Consider the following 17,763-nt stretch of genomic DNA (forward strand, 5'->3'; position numbering starts at 1 on the left):
AGCCTTCGCCCTGCGGAAACGCTGGAGTTCGCCGGATACCCCTGCGAATCTGCAGGCCATGCCGCATTGGGATGACCTTCGCTACTTCCTGGCCATCGCCCGGGAGGGTTCACTCGCCTCGGCGGGACGGGCGCTCCGGGTGGATGCCACCACCGTAGGACGGAGGCTCAGCGTGCTCGAGGAGGGGCTGGGGGCGCGGCTCTTCGACCGGATGCCCGCGGGCTTCGTGCTCACGGAGGCCGGGCGCAACATCCGCTCCGCCGTAGAGGAGATGGAGGCCGCCGTGCTCGCCGTGGAGCGCAAGGCCAGTGGGGATGACACCCGCTTGGAGGGCGTGGTGCGCGTCACCATGACCGAGGCCTTCGCCGTGAGCACGTTGCTGCCCCGCTTCGCCCCTTTTCGCGAGCGCCACCCTGGCATCGAGGTGCAGTTCCTCACCGACTACGGCGCCCTGGACCTCGTCCGGCGCGAGGCGGACATCGCCGTGCGCCTCACCCGTCCCAAGGAAGACACACTGGTGGCTCGCAAGGTGGGGGAGATCGCCATCGCCCCCTATGCCGCCGAGCGCTACCTGACTCGCAAGGGGCAGCCAGATCCAGCGTCCGGCTTCGCCGGGCACGAGGTCATCGGCTACGCGGATGCGGCCTCGAAGTGGCCCGAGGCGCGGTGGGTGGGGGAGGTGGGGGCCTCGGCTCGGGTGGCGGTGCGCTGCAACTCGCTGCTGTCGGTGGTGGCGGCTGCCGCGGCGGGTGTGGGGATTGGGCTGATGCCGTGTTTCATGGGCGACAGGGATCCGGAGCTGCGCCGGCTGATGCCCCCCGTTTCTTCCCTGCGGCGCGATATCTGGCTGGTGGTTCACCGCGACTTGCAGCACAACGCGCGTGTGCGTGCCGTGCTTCACTTCCTTGACGAGCTCATCCAGCGTGAGCGCCCGCTCATCGCGGGAGAGGGGCTTGTCTCGCCCACGTCCGAGCCCGTGGCGCCCTCCCGGCCCCCTGCGGTGGCACGCAAGCCGAGGGCTCGCTCCGTATGATGGCGGTCATCAGCTTGCTGGGCGTGTGCCTGGTGCTCGGAGTGCTCGCGCGTCGCACAGACCGTTTTCCACCGCAGACGGTCCCGGTGCTCAACTCGTTCATCATCGCGGTCGCCTTGCCTGCGCTCGTACTGCGCGTGGTGCACAAGTTGGAGTTCCATGCCGCCCTGCTGGCGGCCGCCGCTTCGCCGTGGGTCGTCTTCGTGGTGGCGGTCGCGCTGTTCCGCGGCGTGGGGGCTCGTGTGGGGCTGAAGCGGGAGTCCATCGCCGCGCTCGTGCTTACGGGGGGCCTGAGCAACACCGCCTTCGTGGGCTTGCCCATGGCCGAGGCGCTGCTGGGACGCGAGGGGCTCGCGGTGGCGGTGGTGGTGGATCAGCTCGGGACCTTCCTCGTGCTGGCCACGCTCGCGACGCTCTTCGCCGCGCGGGCCTCCGCGGGAGAGGGCGAGGCCCTTCGCCCCGCCGCGCTCATGCGCAAGGTGGTGACGTTCCCACCGTTCATCGCGCTCGTCCTGGCGTTGGTGCTGCGGCCGCTGCACTTCCCGGAGTGGGTGGACACGGTGCTGGAGCGGCTGGGGTCGACGCTCACGCCGCTCGCGCTCTTCTCCGTGGGGTTTCAGCTCCAGCTCCGAGGCTTGAGGGCCAGGGCCGGTGGGTTGGCCCTGGGATTGGTCTTCAAGCTGGTGCTGGCGCCGGCGCTGGTGGTGCTCGCGCTATGGGCCCTGCCGGTGGAGCCCATCGTCCGCAAGGCCACCCTCATGCAGAACGCCATGGCCCCCATGGTCAGCGGTGCCATCCTGGCCTCCGAGCACAAGCTGGATCCAGAACTCGCCGCGCTCATGGTGGGCTTCGGCATCCCCCTGAGCTTCCTCACCGTGCTGATATGGATGCAGTGGGTGTGAGGACGCGCAATTCGGAAGTCCTATATTGAAAGTGGGGTCTCCCTTGAGAGTGAGCGCCTATTGCCTGTGTGGGCTCTTGGCGGTGGCGTGCGCCGCGCCGAGCTCGGGGACGGCCTTCCGTGAGCCCACGGACTGTGTGCTCGATGCGCAGCCGGAGGTCATCCCGGTTCCCGAGCCCATCGAAGGTGAGCTCAACGAGGCGTTCGACTTCCCCGATTCGCCCGGGTGGTGGGCTCCCGCGCCCATAGACCCCGAGCGTGAGCAGTACCGCGCGGCGCTGGTGTCCCGATTGGGCGGTGGGCAGGGTCTCCAGCCCCGGGCCCTCATGGAACGGCAGCGTGCCGTCCACGTGACGCTCCCAGGCGACCGCGCCCGCGAGGCCGAGAACATCGACGCTATCCTTCAAGGCAGGGCCGGCACTCTGGGCACGGCCTCCTGTCTGGAGTGGCGTCTCTTCCAGCGTCAGGCGCACCGCTTCCCCATGATCGAGCGTCCCACGGAGTTCGGTGCCTACGTCCTGCGCGGCCACGGGCGCATTCGCGTCTATCTCTCGGGCGCCGATCGCGTCGGCGGGAAGCTGCGCCATGAAGTGCGAGACCAGGTCGTCGCCGATGTGGCTCAGGGATTCGCGCCCGTGGCCCACCTCCACAACCACCCGTTCATGTTCGACCGCAAGCCGGGAGACCGGACCTGGGCCACCGAGGACACCCTCCAGGACATCGCCGGAGCGCTCTCTCCCAGCCTCACCGATGTGCAGGCCTATCGCGGGATGCGCGAGCACTTCGGACTGCAGGGCGCCTGGGTCACCAACGGGCTCGACACCTCGCGCTTCTCCGCCGCGGACTTCGATCGGCTCTCCGCGTGGCCATGAACGCGCCGCCGCGGACGCTCACGCCAGCTTGCGCGTGAGCTCCACGAACACCGTCTCCCTCGCACCTCGGAGCCTCGGCGGGAAGCGCTTGTCCTCACGGTAGCCCTGGCGCTCCCAGAAGCGTCGCCCGCCCTCGTTCTGCTCCGCGCAGGCCAGCCGCATCCGCCACGCCCCCTGCGAACGCGCCCAGTCCTCCGCCGCTCGCAGCACGCGCTCGCCCAGCCCCTTTCCGCGCACGCCCGGCTCGAAGAGCAACAGCCCCAGGTACCACTCGCCCGGCTCTCGGAAGTCCCGCAGCAGATCCAACGCGCCCACCAGCCTCGGGCGAGGCGTGAAGAGGCCGAAGAAGAACTTGTCCGCGAGCAACTTGCCCGGCGGTAGCTCCTTCAGTTGGTGGCTGGCTTCATCCGGACCGGCTGGCTGGCCTTCAATGAGCACGTGGTAGTCCGCGCACGCGTCGCACAGCGCCTGGAGGGCCGCCGCGTCCTTCTCATCGAGCCGGCGCACTGTCAGGCCGGTATCCGCGGGGATTTGCAGCACTCCGCGACTCTCGCACAGGCAACTCGCAGAGGAACAACTTCATCGGGGCGCGAGGGCGTGGTGCCTCCGCCTCGCTCCTCCCTTCATGTAGGGGAGGAGCCGTGGCTCTACGCGTTGGCCGTGGCCGCGTACGTCAGCTCCAGGCCGTTGCCCTTCACCTTCATCCGCGGCCGCGACAGCCAGTGGCACTTCGGGCAGTAGCTGCTCGCCCCCGCTGGCGTCGCGCGGATCGTCACCTCTCCACCGCACAGCAGGCACCCCTCGGGGAGGGTGAACTCCGCGAACCGATCACCTTTCAGCTCTGGAATCATCATGTCTTTGACGTAACGCAGAATTCGCGCATCACAAGTCGACCGTTCACCTTCGCGGCATTGACAGCAGCCAGCCAGGCGAGCCCTCCTGAAGTCTTTACAGAGGCACTCTCAAGTGTTGCTCCTGCACGCCGCAACCCCTTGAAACCACTGCCCCCGGTTGGCACGCGTCTTTCAAGCAAAAGCATCCCGAGGGGGAGGGGTGGATGGCGGATATCGATCAAGTGGTGCTGTTCCAGGATCGGCAGGGGTGGAGTGTGAAGGTGCTCCTGCGCAAGGGGGGCTCCCGGCGCTACCGCTACGCCAGCGAGGCGCAAGCGCGCTACTTCGCCGCCGTGTTCGAGCTCGGGCCGCGGCAGTTGCCGCCCACCGCGCAGGTCAGCCGCCGCATGCGACGGAGTGCCTCCTCGGGCGCACTCCCCGTGGACCGGATCGGGTAGCCCGGCGGCCCGGCCGCCTGGCGGGAGGTTTCCACTACCCAAGCGGGCACGTTTCGGAGAGGCTGTGTAGGTTCGCAGGAGATCACCATGAGCGACACCTCCAAGCCCTTCGTCCTTCCCTCCCACCGTGAGCAGGTCACCCTGGAGCCGGATCCGGCTGGCCGCTGGTCCGACAAGTTCCCCGAGATGATTGGCTACAAGAGCCAGGGTGGCGGCAAGGTGCCCGCGGACTTCACCTGGCGCACCAATCCCAAGCAGTGGCAGGAGGAGATGACGCCGGAGACGCTGGCCGAGCGCTACGAGAAGCGCCGCGTGCTGCCCGCCGCTCCCGCCGCTCCCGCGCTGCCTGAGGGCGCCAAGAAGGAGTAGGCGCGTCTTTCGAGCCGCTTCAGTGGAACGGAAGGGCCGCGAGCCGCTCCCGGAACATCTCCAGCGCCTCGCGCAGCTCCACGTCCTCCAGCCCCTCGCCAGGGGCGCGGCGGTGCTTGCGCAGGAAGGCATCGAAGGCCGCCGAGCGGCCATAGAGCTGGCTCGCCCTCTCCAGGGCCTCCAGCAGCACCCGCTCGGCTCCCGGTGAGCCCAGGTAGAGGTGCATCACGGCCTGCTCCAGCTTCGCGCCGCAGGCCGCCCACACCGCCCGGTCGTGCACCGTGAGCACCTGGGTGGTGAGCTCCTCGGCCACCCGCTCCAGCACCGCCAAGACCGGCTGCACCGCGCGCAGCAGCACCTCGCCCTCCACCCGGGGCTCGCGCGCCAGCTGCTGCAGCTGCTCGCGCAGCTCGATCAGGGTCCGCTTGTCGCGGGTGCGCATCGTCAGCGAGGCCGGCATCGCCGCGAAGGACGAGAGGCTCTCCTCCACCTGCCGCGCGAGCGCCGGGAGCCCCTCGGGCGCTGTGCGCGCCACCCGCTCGAGCTTGCTCTGCAGCGAGCGGCGCAGGTCCATCACCGCGCTTCGCAGCCCCACCGCCGCCGCCATCTGCAGCCCGAACCCAGGGACCACCTCTTCGCGGCTCACTGCCTCGAAGGCCGCCGCCGTCAGGTACACCAGGTCTCCGATTCGCGAGCGGAAGTCGAGGCGGAAGGACTGCAGCTCCGTCATCAGCGCCCAGCGGTCCGTCACCACCTCCGGGCGGCGAACCCGCTCGCCCAGATCCGCCACCCGCCGCGCCAGCCGCTCCGCGCTCTGCTGGCAGACGGCCTCCACCTCCCGCGCCAGCCGCTCGTCCGCGCTGGCCGGGGGCGGCCTCCAGCCCGTGTCGCCTCCCGCCGAGCGCTCGGGGGCCGGGAACTGCGTGCGGATGACCGTGATGAGGTGGTTCACGTCTCCCAGCGTCTCTCCCAGCGCAGGGGCCATGGTCTCCCATAGCGAGAGGTCTGCTCCGTCCGGCTCGGCCGTGGTGGGCTCGTACTTGACGATGCTCAGGTACCCCAGCCGATCAATGGCCACCGCCGCGGCCCGGTACACCTGCTCCAACTGCTCGGCGTGCTCCCGATCCGTCAGTGCTTCGAGCAGCGCTTCGAGGCGCGGCGGGAGGGCGTCTTGAGGCGGGCGGGACATGGCCGTGAGCATAGGGATGGGAAAGCTCGGGTATCAGGAACGTCTAACCGGGACGCTACCGCAAGTCCGAGAAAACCCCTCGATCGAGGCCACGAGCAAGGCTAGACACGGGCGCCTGCCCTCTGGAGCCCCCATGCGCCTGAGCCTTGCTTCCCTTTTGGCCATTCTCTGTGTCAGTTGCAGCACTACCCCTCCGCCGTCTCCCACGCCTCCTCCGCCTCCCACGCCTCCGCTGTCGCCCGAGGCCACCGCCGTCTTCGCCCGCGCCGAGGCGCCCGGTCCTGGCGCCGCGCTCGTGGTGAACCTGGACGCCTTCGAGGCGCTGGGGCTCGCGGGCAAGGGGCCCACGATGCAGCAGCTGGCCAGCGTGTCCACCGCCATCATGTCCCAGCTCTCGACGGCGGAGGGCTCGGAGGGCCAGTTCTTCGCCCGGGGCGCCGTGGTGAGCGCCCTGCTGCGAGACTGGGCGAAGTGGCCCGGCCTGCGCCGTATTGCCTTCCTCGTCCCCTCGGACCGCGTCCTGGCGGACGGGGCTGGGGTTCTCCCCCAGGTGGCCGTGGGTGCATTGGCTGTGGATGAGGGCTCTCCGGACAACGCCCAGCTGCTCTCCGCCGTCGTCGCGCTTGTGCGTGCCGCGGCCGTGGAGGTGACACGTGAGGGCGCTGACCCCCGCGTCGTTCTCCAGGGACAGGACGTGTGCGTGGTGGGGAAGGAGCTGGGCTTCCCGGTGTGCGTCCGTCCCCGGCGCGGGCTGATCCTGTTCGGCACGCCCACGGCCCTGGGGGCGCTCGAGGCGCTGCCGCCCGTCACCGCACCGGCTGCCGCTCCCGGTGAGGCACCGCTGCTGCTGGGCCTGCGCGTGGATTTGGGCGCCAAGGGCCGCGCGCGCCTGGCCTTCACCGGCCGCGATGCGGTGCGTCTCGCGCTCCACGTGGAGGGCACCACCGCGAAGGACATCGCCATGGCCGAGTCCTTGGTGAAGAAGGCGCTCACGGATTACGACGCGCACCAGGCCGAGGTGCGTCAGCGCATCGCCACCGGCCTGTCCGAGGTGCAGCGCTCCATTGCCCAGGATCCCGCCGCGCCGGCCACGCTGAAGCAGGCGGCCACGGGCCTCACCGCGGACCGGGTGGTGGACGAGAAGGGCTACTGGGCCCAGGCGCGCCAGTCCGTGCAGGTGTCCTCCACGCAGGACAGCCTCTCCCTGTCGCTCACCGTCCCCGCGGGTGCGGTGAAGGACATGTCCGAGCAGATGGCCTCCGGCGGCACCCCCGTGGCCCTGGTGGGCATCATGGCCGCCATCGCCATCCCCAACTTCATCAAGTTCCAGGCGCGCGCCAAGCAGTCCGAGGCGAAGATGAACCTCAAGGCGGCCTATGTCGCCCAGCGCGCCTACGTGATGGAGAAGGACCGGTTGGGCCGCACCTTCGAGGAGATCGGCTTCGCGCCGGAGCCGGGCCGCCGTTACACCTACTGCATGGGCAAGCAGTGCCTGCCCTGTGACAGGAAGGACTGCAAAGTGGCGCCGGAGCCCTCGCCGTGCCAGGGGCTCACCACGCTGGGCAAGAGCGCGAATGACAACTTCTCCATCTGCGCGTACGGCAACGTGGACTCGGACGCCGCCTGGGATGTGTGGGTCATCGACAAGAGCGGCGAGCCGGAGAACCTGAGCAACGACATGGAGTAACAGACCAGGCAGGCAGGCACTTCCCCCCGGTCCGGCATAGAGTGGGGCCGGGGAGGAAGACATGAACGTCCGGTCCCGCCGCCGGCTCATTGCTGGCGGCATCTGTGCGGTGCTCGCGGGAGTCTCGCTCGCTGTTCTCAGCTCGCAGAGGTGTTTGTCCGCCTGGATCTTCCAGGGCGTGAAGGTGAGGCAGTGCCCGGATGGGCGCTTCCGGCAGACGGTGGGGCTGCAGGTGGATGGGCTGGCCCGTGAGCGCAGCGGCTCCGTGCGCGCCTGGGCCCTGGCCCATGGCGTGGGCAAGTCCTACAGCCAGGAGCTGCTGGCGCGCATGAAGCCCTCGAAGGCCGAGCTGGTGCTCCTGGATGCCGCGGGCCAGGAGACGCCGCTGAAGCCCGAGAAGGACTGGAAGCGGGAGGACAACGGAGACCTCTGGGCCGAGCTGAAGCTGCCCGCGCTCCCCGATGGCGACTACCGGCTGCGCGCTCGCATCACCACGCGCCTGGGCACGGACACCGTGGAGACCGCGCTTCCTTTATATGCACCCGCGCGAGTCCACGTTCTCACGGATCGCCCGCTCTACGAGCCCGGCCACCGCGTGCAGTTCCGCGCCGTGGCCCTGCGCGCCAAGGGACTGAGCCCCCTGGATGGGCGCCCGGGGACGTGGACGGTGGTGGACCCCAACGGAGACGTGGTGGTGGAGGAGCGGTCCCCCGCCGGTCCCTGGGGCGTGGTGTCTGGTGCCTTCCCGCTGGACCGCGGCGCGCCCACGGGCACGTGGACCGTGCGGTGGCTGAGCGGTGGCACCAGCGGAGAGGCTTCCTTCCGGGTGGAGCCCTTCACCCTGCCGCGCTTCCGGGTGGAGGCCTCCAGCCCTCAGGCCTTCTGGCGCGCGGGTGACGCGCCCGTGGTGGAGGGACAGGTGCTCTACAGCTCTGGAGCGCCCGTCGCGGGCGCGAAGGTGTCGCTGGAGTGGAATCACTTCGGAGGCTGGCCGCCTCCCACCGAGTGGTTCGATGGAGGCGGGCTGCCCGTCGCGGCGAAGGCGGATGCGGCCGGCCGCTTCCGGGTAACTCTGCCGCGCGTGCCTCAGGATCTGCGAGGCCAGGTCACGCTCTCCGCCAGCGTGGCGGCCACGGACCCTGCGGGCGATACCGTGCGCGGTGGCGTCTCCCTGCTGCTCTCCGAGGATGCGCTCGCCGTCTCCGCCGTGACCGAGCTGGAGTCCGGGTTGGTGGAGAACTACAGCAACCGCGTGTTCATCCGGGCCACCACTGCGGATGGGCAGGCGCTCCCAGGCGCCGAGCTCACCGTGAAGCGCGCGTGGGACCCCAAGGATCCGGGTGTGAAGACAGTGGCGGACGAGGATGGGGTCGCGTCCTTGCAGCTGGATCCGGGCGTCGCCGTCAACGTCGTTGTCCCCGCCATGCCCGTGCGCCGCAAGCCGCTGCCGAACCCGGTGGAGCTGATGGGCTCGAGTGACCTGCTCTCTCGCGACGAGGAGGCGGGCCTGGGGGATCAGGTGGCCCTGGAGAAGTGGCTGCCCGCCTTCTTCCCCTGCGCGCGCTTCATCGTCCCCGACTCGGCGGACACCGACCAGCAGCTGTCCGTCCGGGTGAGCTCCAGCGGAGCGGTGGTGGATGTGGTGGGCGAGCAGGGGCGGCTCTCGGCCTGTCTCGCGGATGCAGCCCGCACGCGGACGCTGCCTCCGGGGCGCGAGCGCATGCTGAACCTGACCCTGCAGCTCGTGGATCCCCAGCTGCCCACGCTCGGGGTCGAGATGAAGGCCGCGAACGACGGGCCCGTGGATTCGCGGCTCTATGCGGCGCTGGAAGAGGCGGCCCGTGATGCGCGCCCGTGTCTGCCCGCGAAGCTCTCCGAGGCGTCCGATGTGCCCGCCACCCTCCGGTGGCGGCTCCGGGCAGGCCAGAAGGATGTGGAGGTGGGGTGGGTGCCCGTCGAGAAGCAGGAAGGCGTCCCGATGCTCTCCTCCACGGTGCTCTCCTGCCTCCAGGCCCGGTTCTCGCGCCTGTCACTGCGCGATAGCTCGGATGAAGAGGTGGAGGCCTCGGACGAAGAGAGGGCAGGAGGGACCAAGGCGCAGCAGGACCAGATGGGCGTGGCGCTTCTCACGGCGGAGCCCGCGGAGGGCGATGGAGGCGAGGCTCGGGCGCAGGACACCACGCGCCTCGGCTTCGAGCTGATGGTGAGCGCCCAGGTGGAGGGCAAGGATGCCGGCTCTACGAAGCTCTTCCTGCCGCCCACGCGGCTGCCCACTCAGCGTCTGCGCGCCACACCTGCGCTGGCTCGCGCTGGCGAGGAGGTGCGTGTGGAGCTGCTCCGAGGTCCTGGCTTCAGTGGCTCACTGCCAGAGAAGCTCTGGTTGAGCGCGGGAGGAGAGCGGCTGGAGTCCCAGGTGGATTCGAAGTCCCGCGTGGCGACCTTCCGCCTGCCGGAGCAGTTCGAGGGCTGGGCCCAGGTGGACTGGGGAACAGCGGTGGCTCGCATCTACGTGGCGCCTCGCGCGCAGCTCTCCGTGGAGGTGGCTCCTGAGAAGCCCTCCTATGCTCCCGGTGAGGTGGCCCGCCTGCTGCTGCGCACCCGTGTGGATGGGAAGGACGGCCCCGCCGCCGTGGGCCTCTTCGGTGTGGATGAAGGGCTGGCGCAGCTGGCCTCGCTGCCGGGGCCGGGAGTGCTTGGGAGCCTGAGGCCCGCGCCCACGCTGGTCAGCTCCGCGTTCGGAGTGCTCGATGGACAGGCGCTCGCCATGGGCCGCATCCGAGGCGCCAACGCCGTGGCGGCCACCCTGCTGCGCGTCAGCTCGGCGCCCACCGTGGAGGAGTCGGACCCATCGCTGTCGCTCACCGCGCAGGCCGCCTTCGAGCCGGAGGCGGAGCTGACGGAGCCCTTCTACCGGGTGCTCGCTGAGCTGACCTCCCAGGTGCGTGTCTGGGAGGAGAAGGCTCCGGAAGGGGAGACGCTGAGCCCCGAGGGCATGGCGAAGCTGTGGGAGCAGGCGCTGGCGGCCTGCGAGAAGCGCGGAGAGCCGGTGACGGATGCCTACGGGCGCCGTCTGAAGCTGTCACGGCTGCCGCCCGAGCTGCTGGCCCTCACCGATCCCCGCATGGTGGTGGTGGGAGGGACGCGGCTGTCCGAAGACGTCGAGAACTGGGGCCAGTGGGTTGCCCGGGAGGCGCCATGAAGCGCTCACTGTTGATGTTCATGGCTGGAGTTCTGTTCACCCTGTTCGCCCTGTTCACGCTGGTGTTGTTCGGGGACAGCATCCGCAGGCTCTTCGGCGCGTCCGCTTCCGCGTTGGCGGGCAACCAAGAGTCCTCCAGCTATTACTCCATGGCTCCGGCAGCTCCCTCGGCCCAGGCCGCGCCCGAGCCTGCTCCCGTCGAGGCGGAGATGGACGCGTTGGCGGGCGGCGGGGCCAGCAGCGAGCGCATGCGGGGCCTGTCGATGAAGCGCATGGAGACCATCCAGATCATCAAGGGCACCGGAGGCGCTGCGGCGAAGCCCAAGGTGGCCCTCGCCGAGGGTGGGGCGCAGGCCGAGGCCGCGGCCCCGAGCCGCGCCTGGTTCCCGGAGACGTTCCTCTTCGAGCCCCTCAAGGTGACGGACGAGTCCGGACAAGCGGTAGTGCCGGTAAAGGTGCCGGACCGGCTGACGCGGTGGCGGGTGCTGGCGCTGGCGCACTCGCGCTCGGGCGCGCAGGCCGGAGCGGTGACGAGCTTCTCGGGCACACTGCCCACGTATGTGGATCCGGTGGTGCCCGCCTTCCTGTTCACGGGGGATGCCGTGCGCCTGCCCGTGCAGGTGGTGAACACCACGGAGCAGGCGGTGGAGCAGCCGCTGAAGCTGGTGGCTGATGGCGCGGTGGTGGAGGGCGCCGCCACCCGCACCGTGCGGGTGCCCGCTCAGGGCAGCGTGGTGGAGTACGTGACGCTGAAGGCCACCCAGCCCGGCCCTGTCTCCTTGCAGGCCTCGCTGGGCACCACGGACGCCATCGTGCGCAGCTTCGATGTGAAGCCCACCGGCCGCCGGGTGGACCAGTCACGCGCGGGCTCGCTCGCGGCGCCGCGCACCCTGACGCTGGACGGTGTTGCCGACGCGCAGGCGGGCAGTGAGCGGGTGCGGCTGCAGGTGTTCCCGGGGGCTCTGGGCATGCTGCGCGCGGAGCTCTCCGCGGCGCCTGGGCGCTGGGGACTGGCGGAGGATGCGTATGCGCTGCTCTTGGCGGGCCGCGCGCCCGAGCTGCTGAAGTCGCTCGGGGAGACGGCGGATGCCGAGGCCCTCAAGGCCATGGCCTCCTTGTCCGGTCAGCGGGTGCTGCGAGCGGCCCGGGCACCGGATGTGCCCACTGCGGCCCTGCTGGCCCAGGCTGCACTGCAGCACCCGGACAACCCGGTGCTGTCCCGCCTGGGGGAGCGCCTGTCCGCGCAGGTGGCCAACGCCCAGCGTCCGGATGGCACGTGCCAGGGCGGGGACGGGTGGACGCTGCAGCGGTTACTCGTGGCCACCGCAGATTGTGCGCAGGCCGTGCGCGCGGGCGCCTCTCTCTCGGTGCCGGGCAAGCAGCGGGCTGCGGCCTTCTCCGCGCGCGCCATGGGGGCTTTCGAGCGCAACCTCTCGCGCGTGCAGGACGGCTACACCGCGGCGGCCATCCTGGCCAGCGGCGGGGTGACGGGCTCGCTCCAGGAGGCGTTGCGGGCCAAGGTGCGCGAGTCCTTGAAGAAGCGAGACGACGGCGCCGCATACCTGCCGGTGGAGCAGGGCGTGGTGCGCGCGGACGGAACGGTGCCGGGGGAGGCTGAAGCGACGGCGCTGGCAGTGCTCGCGCTCACGGGAGACAAGGCGGCGCCAATGGCGGACCTGGGCACCTCGCTGCTGGCCAGCTACCAGCCGGGGTGGGGCTGGGGGGATGGGCGCACCAACCTCCTGAGCCTCCAGGCCGCGATGGTGCTCTTCTCCGAGCCGCTGCCCTCACAGGTGCGCGTGGTGCTCGAGCGTGACGGGAAGACGGTGACCGAGGGCACCTTCGACGCCAAGGCCCTGCGGGACGTGCTCTCGATGGAGGCGGCGGCGATGGGCTCGGCAGGGACGCACACGTGGACGGTGCGCGCGGAGCCGGCGGTGCCTGGCCTGGGCTACTCGCTCACGTTGAGCGCGTACGTGCCGTGGAAGGCCGAGAAGGGCCAGGGACTGGAGCTGGCGGTGAAGGCGCCCGCCGAGGGCAAGGTGGGGATGCCGGCCGAGGTGACAGTGCAGGCGGCCTCTCCGGCGGGCATGGCACTCCAACTGCGCTACGCGTTGCCCGCGGGGGTCCAGGTGGACACTCCGAGCCTCGAGCGGCTCGTGGCCGAGCGGAAGGTGACGAAGTACGAGGTGGAGGATGGGGCGCTCACGCTCACCCTGCCACCGCGCGGCGCGGGCGAGCCCTTCCAGGCCAGCTTCCGCGTGGTGCCGACGCTGGCGGGGACGCTTCAGGGAGGGGCCTCCAGCCTCTTCCCCGAGGGGCGGCAGGATCTCGTCTCGTACGTCCCGCCCGCTCAGTGGACGGTGCGCTGAGCGCAACTTTCCCAGGGCAGCCGTGTTTCACCCGGAAGACCCATTTTTCATGGAGCATTCCGGATGGACCGAGCGATGTGGAAGGCCGTGGTGTTCGCGGGAGTCGTGGGGCTGAGCCTGACGGCGGGGGCGCAGCCTGTGGATGAGCAGGTGAGCGCAGGCTTGGAGTTTCTCGATCCTGAGTTCCGAGGGCTGTCGGCGACGTACCAGGACAACAACCGGTGGATATGGCAGGCGCCCGTGGATCCGGTGACGGGAGTCATCCTCTCGTCTCAGCGCCAGCTCATCGACGGCCAGGCCACGTCCCTGCTCGAGTCCTTCCAGGGGCCCGAGTGGGTCCGAGGCAGCGACCGCATCCTTTATACGAAGACGGTCGACTCCGTTCCCAACCTCTGGATCAAGCGCCCCGGCATGTCCCCCGCGCAGATCACCGCGCCGCCTGCGGCTCGCTATCTGCTCACGGGCATCCTCACGTCCCGGGGCACCGTGAAGGTGGTGTACCGCCGCAAGGAGACGCTGGCCGGCGGTGGGCTCTCCCAGGGCGTGTACTGGCTGGACACCGCCACGCCTTCGGTCGAGCACCTGCTGCCCGGCGCGGACTTGGGCGTGGCGCCCGTGAGCTGGATTCCGGGTACTGAGGACCTCGTGTACACCCAGCAGCACGACATGGATCCGGGGCCGAGGGAACAGTGGGTGTCCCAGCTTGTTCGCCTGTCGACCGCGACGGGGGCCATCACCGTGCTCACGAGTGATTTGGACGCGAAAGAGGACTCCTTCGCGTTCCAGGCGCCGGAGGCGCAGCAGGCGCTGCGCTATGCGACGGTGGTGAATGGCGGCACCCTGCGAATCTATGGAGAAAGCGCTGCGGCGTGGGTCGACCTGCAGCCCCCATCGCAGCTGGGGTTCATGTACTCGCCCGAGGTGTTCCAGGCCCGCGACAGCCAGGGCACGGTGCGGACCTATTTCGTGGTGGTGATGCGCGCCAGCACCAACCCAGGGGACGTGGGAGAGGTGTGGGTGCTTGGCCTGAACGGCAGCGCGCTCCGGGTGGATGGCGGCACCGCGAGCCAGCCGCGCCAGCCGGCGGATCCGGAGGTCATCGCGGGTAGCAGCGAGATCTTCGTGTACTACAACAACTCGGCGAACCTGGCGCTGTGGCGGAGCCGCACGGGCCTGGCCGTGCCCTGAGCGGCGCCTCGTCTCTTCTCAGCGCCCCATCAACCACTGGAGCAGCGCTTGAGGGGCATCCACGTGGACGAAGTGGCCGGCCTCCGGAAGCAGGGCCACGGGGCAGCCGGCCGCCTCCATGCGAGCCGCGTCCGCGTCCGTCACATACCGGGAGCGCCCTCCGCGAATGCAGCGCACCTTCGCGCCTGGGCGCTCCACCGCTGCCCACAGGTTCGTCCCGTTCACCCGGCCGTGCAGCTCCGCCAGCGCCTGCCGGTCAAAGCGCCAGCGCACCCCTCCCTCCGGCGTGGAGACGAGGTTCATCACCAGCCAGTCCGCCAGCGGCTCCGAGAGGCCCTGGCCCGTCAACGCCGCGCGTATCTCCCGGCGGTTGGCGGCGGTCTCGGGCGCCTGGAGCAACACGTTCAGCACCATTCCGCTCTCCGAGAGGTCCACGGGCACGGGGCTCGGCGAGATGTCGAGCAGCGTCACGCTGGCCACATCCGAGGGTGAGGCGAGGCTGGCCGCGAGCGACACCCGGCCCCCCAGCGAGTGGCCCACGAGCTCCAGCGGTCCGGTGAGGCCCTTGGCGCGCGCCGTCTCCACCACGTCCCGCGCCATCGTCGTCAGGTCCGTCCCCGGGGGCATGGGCAGCGAGCCGCCATGGCCCGTCAGGTCCGGCATCAGGAAGCGCCGGCTCGGATCGGCCGCGCTCCACGCGTTGGCCAGCGAGCGCAGGTTGCGCCCCGAGCCCAGGAAGCCATGCAGCAGGACGGTGGGCACTTCTCCCTCGCCCAGTTGGAGACTCTCGAGAACCACACGCACTCCCTTTCCAGGCCGTGCGCCTTGACCTGGGCGCGAGCCATCGCGCTTCATACCGCGAACGACCTCGACCTCGGAGCCACTCCGTGCCCTTTGCTTCGCTGCTGTGTCTCGTGCTCGCCGCTTCGCCTGCTGCCTCGGATAAGGCGGACCCTCGCCCCGCCATCGCCGCCGTGCTGGATGACTGGCACAAGGCGGCCGCCGAGGCGGACGAGGCTCGCTACTTCGGCCACTTCACCGCCGACGGCGTCTTCCTGGGCACGGATGCCACCGAGCGGTGGACCCGCGATGCGTTCCGCGCCTGGGCCAAGCCCTTCTTCGCCCGGGGCAAGGCGTGGAGCTTCCGGTCTGTGTCGCGCAACATCGCGTTGTCCAAGGATGGCACTGTGGCGTGGTTCGACGAGGCGCTCGACACCCCGAACATGGGACCGTGCCGTGGCTCGGGTGTCCGCGTGAAGGAGGGAGGGGACTGGAAGATCGCCCAGTACAACCTCTCCGTTCCCATCCCCAATGCGCTGCTGCCCGAGTTCAAGAAGCAGATCGAGGCGCACCTCAAGCAGCCTCCGGCGCCCGCCAAGAGCGAGCCCGCTCCGAAGAAGTAGCCAGTTCCAGCCTGAGCGAGGCTACAGGCCGAACGGATAGGTGTCGGGCGCGTCCTCCTCCTCGTGCCCGGCGTTCGCGTCCAGCGGGTGGACCGCGAACGTCTCGTCATAGTGGACCACCGCGTCGAACTGCGCGGGGAGGTCCGCCAGGAAGTAATGGCTCCAGCGCTCCGTGCGCGGCGCATACACCACGCCAATGGCCCGCTCCAGCCGACGCTCGCGCAGGCCCGAAGCCGCCTCGCCCAGGTCCTCCATTCGCAGCAGGAACCGAGGCAGCTCCACCTCATGGAAGAGGTGCTCGTAGCTGCCCGGGATCGCGGCGCGGATGCGGCGGCGCAGCCCTGGGCCATCCCACTCCTTGGCCGCGATCACCGTGCCCGTGTACGTGGTGAAGCCCACGCTGTAGACGGCCTTCGCGTGCCGCTCGCGCAGGAGCTGCCCCAGGTTCAGCTCGCCCTGATCCCCGAGCTGCGTGGCCCGCGCATCTCCCAGGTGCGAGTTGTGCGCCCAGATCACCATCCGCGCGGGCTGGCCCGCCTTGCGCGTCAGGTGCGCCGCCAGCGCGTCCGCTGTGTCCGCCATGTGCGTATCACGCAGGTTCCAGCTGTCGTTCCGGCCCGCGTACATCGTCCGGTAGTAGGCCTCCGCGTCCTGGGCCAGCCGCGCGTTCTGCTCGGCGAAGAACCGGGCGTCCTCTTCCCGTGCACCCTGGGCCGTGCGGCGCTGCAGCTCCAGCAGCTGCTCCACCACCGCGTCCTCGCACGTGGCCGAGTAGCCGTACGCCGTGGCGTGTCCGTAGCTCTGCGGATCCGTGCCGAACTGCTCGAAGCACCCGTACCGCTCACGCGCCCGCTGCGCCGCTTGGGGATCCACCTTCTCCAGGTAGTCCACCACGGCGCGCATCGAGGCGTGCAGGCTGTAGAGGTCCAACCCGTAGAAGCCGGCTCGCTGCTCCGGAGGCCTCGCCGCGTTGTGCGCACGCATCCAGCGCACCAGCTCCGCCACCTCCTGGTTGCGCCACATCCACCGGGGGAAGCGCTCGAAGTTCCCCAGCGCGGACGCTGCCTCCGTGTCGGTTCCCTCGCCCTGGATGAAGGCGTTCACGCGGAGGGCGTCCGGCCAATCCGCCTCCACCGCTACCGCCGTGAAGCCCTGCTCGGAGATCAGCCGCCGGGTGAGCGCCGCTCGCAGTGCATAGAACTCATGGGTGCCGTGGGTCGCCTCGCCCAGCAAGACCAGGCGGGCGTCGCCGATGCCCTCGATCAAGGCATCCAGATCCGAGGCCGTGCCCGTGAGTGGCACGGCGGCTGACTTCACTCCGTCCAGCAGGGCGGAAGAGATGTCCGGTGTGTCGTCATCGAAAAAGGGGGCCATACCCTGAAGGTGGGCAGGTGCACGGGGACTGCCCAGCCATGCACCGGCTGTGGGCGAGCAGGCGAGGGGCGGCTCGCGCCCGTGGGCAGGAGCCATGGATGTCGGACCGAGCCGCTACCCTGCTGTTCATGCGGGAGCACTCCTCGAGCGTGAACGTGTTGGGTTTCCATCACCCGGCCGATGAACCCGCTGGTCACCTCTGGGGTGGGTGCCCATCGTCGCCATCACTCGGGTCAGCCACGGCAAGGCAATGGGGAACAGGCCGCCCCTCCTGGACGCTCGCTCGGAGCGAGAGAGGAGGGGGCCGGGCCGTGGGGTGGTGGAGGAGCAGGCAGATGGGGCGAGACTTCTGGGTGGTAGGGGCGCGGTGGCTGATTCTTGCGGCAATGCTCGCGGCGGGGTTGTCCGAGGCCCGTGAAGTGGCTGGCGTGAGGATGGACGACACGCTGGAGCTGCAAGGCCGCAGGCTGGCGCTCGCGCACATGGCGCTCAAGGAGAAGCTCTTCTTCAACATCTACGTGTGGGGGCTCTATATGGAGCAGATCCCCCGCGTGGAGGCCGAGGCCATCGCCACCAACTCGGTGAAGCGGCTGCACTTCCGCTTCCTGCGGAAGATCCGCCGGGAGCAGCTCGTGGGGGCCTTCCGGCAGGGGATTGCCACCAACGCCAGCATGCTCTCGGAGCCCATGCAGCAGGGGATGGAGACGCTGCTGCAGTCCTTCAAGGACGTGAGCAAGGGGGACAACCTCATCCTCACGTATGATCCCAACGCTGGGCTGCTGGTGTCCGGCGAGGCCTCGGGGGGCGTGCTCATTCCGGGCAAGGGCTTCGCGGACGCGCTGTTCTCGGCGTGGCTGCAGAAGCACCCGGTGTTCCCGCGCTGAG

At 70.0% G+C, this 17,763-nt stretch carries 16 protein-coding genes; 11 read left to right on the top strand and 5 right to left on the bottom strand.

The window, feature by feature from the left end; genetic code table 11:
* Nucleotides 1-58: 58 nt before the first annotated feature.
* From DB31_RS04740 to DB31_RS04750, 3 genes are read left to right on the top strand one after another with little or no spacing between them, the layout of a single operon-like run.
* Nucleotides 59-1,033, top strand: a complete 975-nt coding sequence (locus tag DB31_RS04740; RefSeq protein WP_044182875.1) for a LysR family transcriptional regulator — start codon at nt 59-61, stop codon at nt 1,031-1,033.
* Nucleotides 1,030-1,935 carry an AEC family transporter gene (locus tag DB31_RS04745; RefSeq protein WP_044182878.1) on the top strand — a complete coding sequence of 302 codons (906 nt, stop codon included), beginning with the start codon at nt 1,030-1,032 and terminating at the stop codon, nt 1,933-1,935. Before DB31_RS04740 ends, DB31_RS04745 begins: the two co-directional genes overlap by 4 nt.
* Before the next feature lie 43 nt (nt 1,936-1,978).
* A complete protein-coding gene (locus tag DB31_RS04750; protein ID WP_157231831.1) occupies nt 1,979-2,806 on the top strand; it encodes a hypothetical protein in 828 nt (275 codons plus the stop codon).
* Nucleotides 2,807-2,824: 18 nt separating this feature from the next.
* Here the strand turns inward: DB31_RS04750 and DB31_RS04755 are convergent, their stop codons facing one another.
* Together DB31_RS04755 and DB31_RS04760 are read right to left on the bottom strand one after the other, a co-directional pair.
* Complete coding sequence (locus tag DB31_RS04755) at nt 2,825-3,346, bottom strand: GNAT family N-acetyltransferase (RefSeq protein ID WP_052419717.1); 522 nt, start codon at nt 3,344-3,346, stop codon at nt 2,825-2,827.
* Nucleotides 3,347-3,453: 107 nt separating this feature from the next.
* Nucleotides 3,454-3,660: a hypothetical protein gene (locus DB31_RS04760; protein ID WP_044182884.1), complete on the bottom strand. Its 207-nt coding sequence runs from the start codon at nt 3,658-3,660 to the stop codon at nt 3,454-3,456.
* Nucleotides 3,661-3,863: 203 nt separating this feature from the next.
* Between DB31_RS04760 and DB31_RS04765 the strand changes: the two genes are divergently transcribed.
* Complete coding sequence (locus DB31_RS04765; RefSeq protein ID WP_044182887.1) at nt 3,864-4,097, top strand: hypothetical protein; 234 nt, start codon at nt 3,864-3,866, stop codon at nt 4,095-4,097.
* Between the two features lie 87 nt (nt 4,098-4,184).
* On the top strand, nt 4,185-4,466 hold the full coding sequence (locus tag DB31_RS04770) for a hypothetical protein (protein WP_044182890.1): 282 nt from the start codon (nt 4,185-4,187) through the stop codon (nt 4,464-4,466).
* Between the two features lie 19 nt (nt 4,467-4,485).
* On the opposite strand, the gene DB31_RS04775 is transcribed toward DB31_RS04770, so the two are convergent.
* The gene (locus DB31_RS04775) at nt 4,486-5,655 is read right to left on the bottom strand and encodes a hypothetical protein (protein ID WP_240486526.1); all 1,170 of its coding nucleotides are present in this window, start codon (nt 5,653-5,655) and stop codon (nt 4,486-4,488) included.
* Nucleotides 5,656-5,788: 133 nt separating this feature from the next.
* Between DB31_RS04775 and DB31_RS50290 the strand changes: the two genes are divergently transcribed.
* From DB31_RS50290 to DB31_RS04795, 4 genes are all read left to right on the top strand, one after another.
* Nucleotides 5,789-7,342: a type IV pilin protein gene (locus DB31_RS50290; protein ID WP_240486527.1), complete on the top strand. Its 1,554-nt coding sequence runs from the start codon at nt 5,789-5,791 to the stop codon at nt 7,340-7,342.
* Between the two features lie 61 nt (nt 7,343-7,403).
* Nucleotides 7,404-10,541 (top strand): MG2 domain-containing protein, encoded by a 3,138-nt coding sequence (locus DB31_RS04785; protein ID WP_044182896.1) that lies wholly within the window; start codon nt 7,404-7,406, stop codon nt 10,539-10,541.
* Nucleotides 10,538-12,913 carry an alpha-2-macroglobulin family protein gene (locus DB31_RS04790; protein ID WP_205628466.1) on the top strand — a complete coding sequence of 792 codons (2,376 nt, stop codon included), beginning with the start codon at nt 10,538-10,540 and terminating at the stop codon, nt 12,911-12,913. Before DB31_RS04785 ends, DB31_RS04790 begins: the two co-directional genes overlap by 4 nt.
* A 63-nt stretch (nt 12,914-12,976) precedes the next feature.
* Entirely contained in the window at nt 12,977-14,101 is a 1,125-nt protein-coding gene (locus tag DB31_RS04795; RefSeq protein WP_044182903.1) for a hypothetical protein, read from the top strand.
* An 18-nt stretch (nt 14,102-14,119) separates the two neighbouring features.
* On the opposite strand, the gene DB31_RS04800 is transcribed toward DB31_RS04795, so the two are convergent.
* Nucleotides 14,120-14,899 (bottom strand): alpha/beta fold hydrolase, encoded by a 780-nt coding sequence (locus DB31_RS04800; RefSeq protein WP_044182906.1) that lies wholly within the window; start codon nt 14,897-14,899, stop codon nt 14,120-14,122.
* An 89-nt stretch (nt 14,900-14,988) separates the two neighbouring features.
* Here DB31_RS04800 and DB31_RS04805 point away from each other — a divergent pair, with 89 nt between their 5' ends.
* Nucleotides 14,989-15,504, top strand: coding sequence for a nuclear transport factor 2 family protein (locus DB31_RS04805; protein ID WP_044182909.1), 516 nt, complete (start codon nt 14,989-14,991; stop codon nt 15,502-15,504).
* Nucleotides 15,505-15,525: 21 nt separating this feature from the next.
* On the opposite strand, the gene DB31_RS04810 is transcribed toward DB31_RS04805, so the two are convergent.
* A complete protein-coding gene (locus tag DB31_RS04810) occupies nt 15,526-16,878 on the bottom strand; it encodes an erythromycin esterase family protein (protein ID WP_044182912.1) in 1,353 nt (450 codons plus the stop codon).
* A 335-nt stretch (nt 16,879-17,213) separates the two neighbouring features.
* Here DB31_RS04810 and DB31_RS04815 point away from each other — a divergent pair, with 335 nt between their 5' ends.
* On the top strand, nt 17,214-17,762 hold the full coding sequence (locus DB31_RS04815; RefSeq protein WP_044182916.1) for a chalcone isomerase family protein: 549 nt from the start codon (nt 17,214-17,216) through the stop codon (nt 17,760-17,762).
* Nucleotide 17,763 lies beyond the last annotated feature (1 nt).

Origin of the sequence: Hyalangium minutum (genome assembly GCF_000737315.1) — a bacterium.
Taxonomy (GTDB): Bacteria; Myxococcota; Myxococcia; order Myxococcales; family Myxococcaceae; genus Hyalangium; species Hyalangium minutum.

Bases quoted from the DNA above. Each gene is read 5' to 3' on its own strand.
- DB31_RS04740 (WP_044182875.1), top strand. From the start codon at position 59: ATGCCGCATTGGGATGACCTTCGCTACTTCCTGGCCATCGCCCGGGAG.
- DB31_RS04745 (WP_044182878.1), top strand. From the start codon at position 1,030: ATGATGGCGGTCATCAGCTTGCTGGGCGTGTGCCTGGTGCTCGGAGTG.
- DB31_RS04760 (WP_044182884.1), bottom strand. From the start codon at position 3,660: ATGATGATTCCAGAGCTGAAAGGTGATCGGTTCGCGGAGTTCACCCTC.
- DB31_RS04765 (WP_044182887.1), top strand. From the start codon at position 3,864: ATGGCGGATATCGATCAAGTGGTGCTGTTCCAGGATCGGCAGGGGTGG.
- DB31_RS04770 (WP_044182890.1), top strand. From the start codon at position 4,185: ATGAGCGACACCTCCAAGCCCTTCGTCCTTCCCTCCCACCGTGAGCAG.
- DB31_RS04775 (WP_240486526.1), bottom strand. From the start codon at position 5,655: ATGTCCCGCCCGCCTCAAGACGCCCTCCCGCCGCGCCTCGAAGCGCTG.
- DB31_RS50290 (WP_240486527.1), top strand. From the start codon at position 5,789: ATGCGCCTGAGCCTTGCTTCCCTTTTGGCCATTCTCTGTGTCAGTTGC.
- DB31_RS04785 (WP_044182896.1), top strand. From the start codon at position 7,404: ATGAACGTCCGGTCCCGCCGCCGGCTCATTGCTGGCGGCATCTGTGCG.
- DB31_RS04790 (WP_205628466.1), top strand. From the start codon at position 10,538: ATGAAGCGCTCACTGTTGATGTTCATGGCTGGAGTTCTGTTCACCCTG.
- DB31_RS04795 (WP_044182903.1), top strand. From the start codon at position 12,977: ATGGACCGAGCGATGTGGAAGGCCGTGGTGTTCGCGGGAGTCGTGGGG.
- DB31_RS04810 (WP_044182912.1), bottom strand. From the start codon at position 16,878: ATGGCCCCCTTTTTCGATGACGACACACCGGACATCTCTTCCGCCCTG.
- DB31_RS04815 (WP_044182916.1), top strand. From the start codon at position 17,214: ATGGGGCGAGACTTCTGGGTGGTAGGGGCGCGGTGGCTGATTCTTGCG.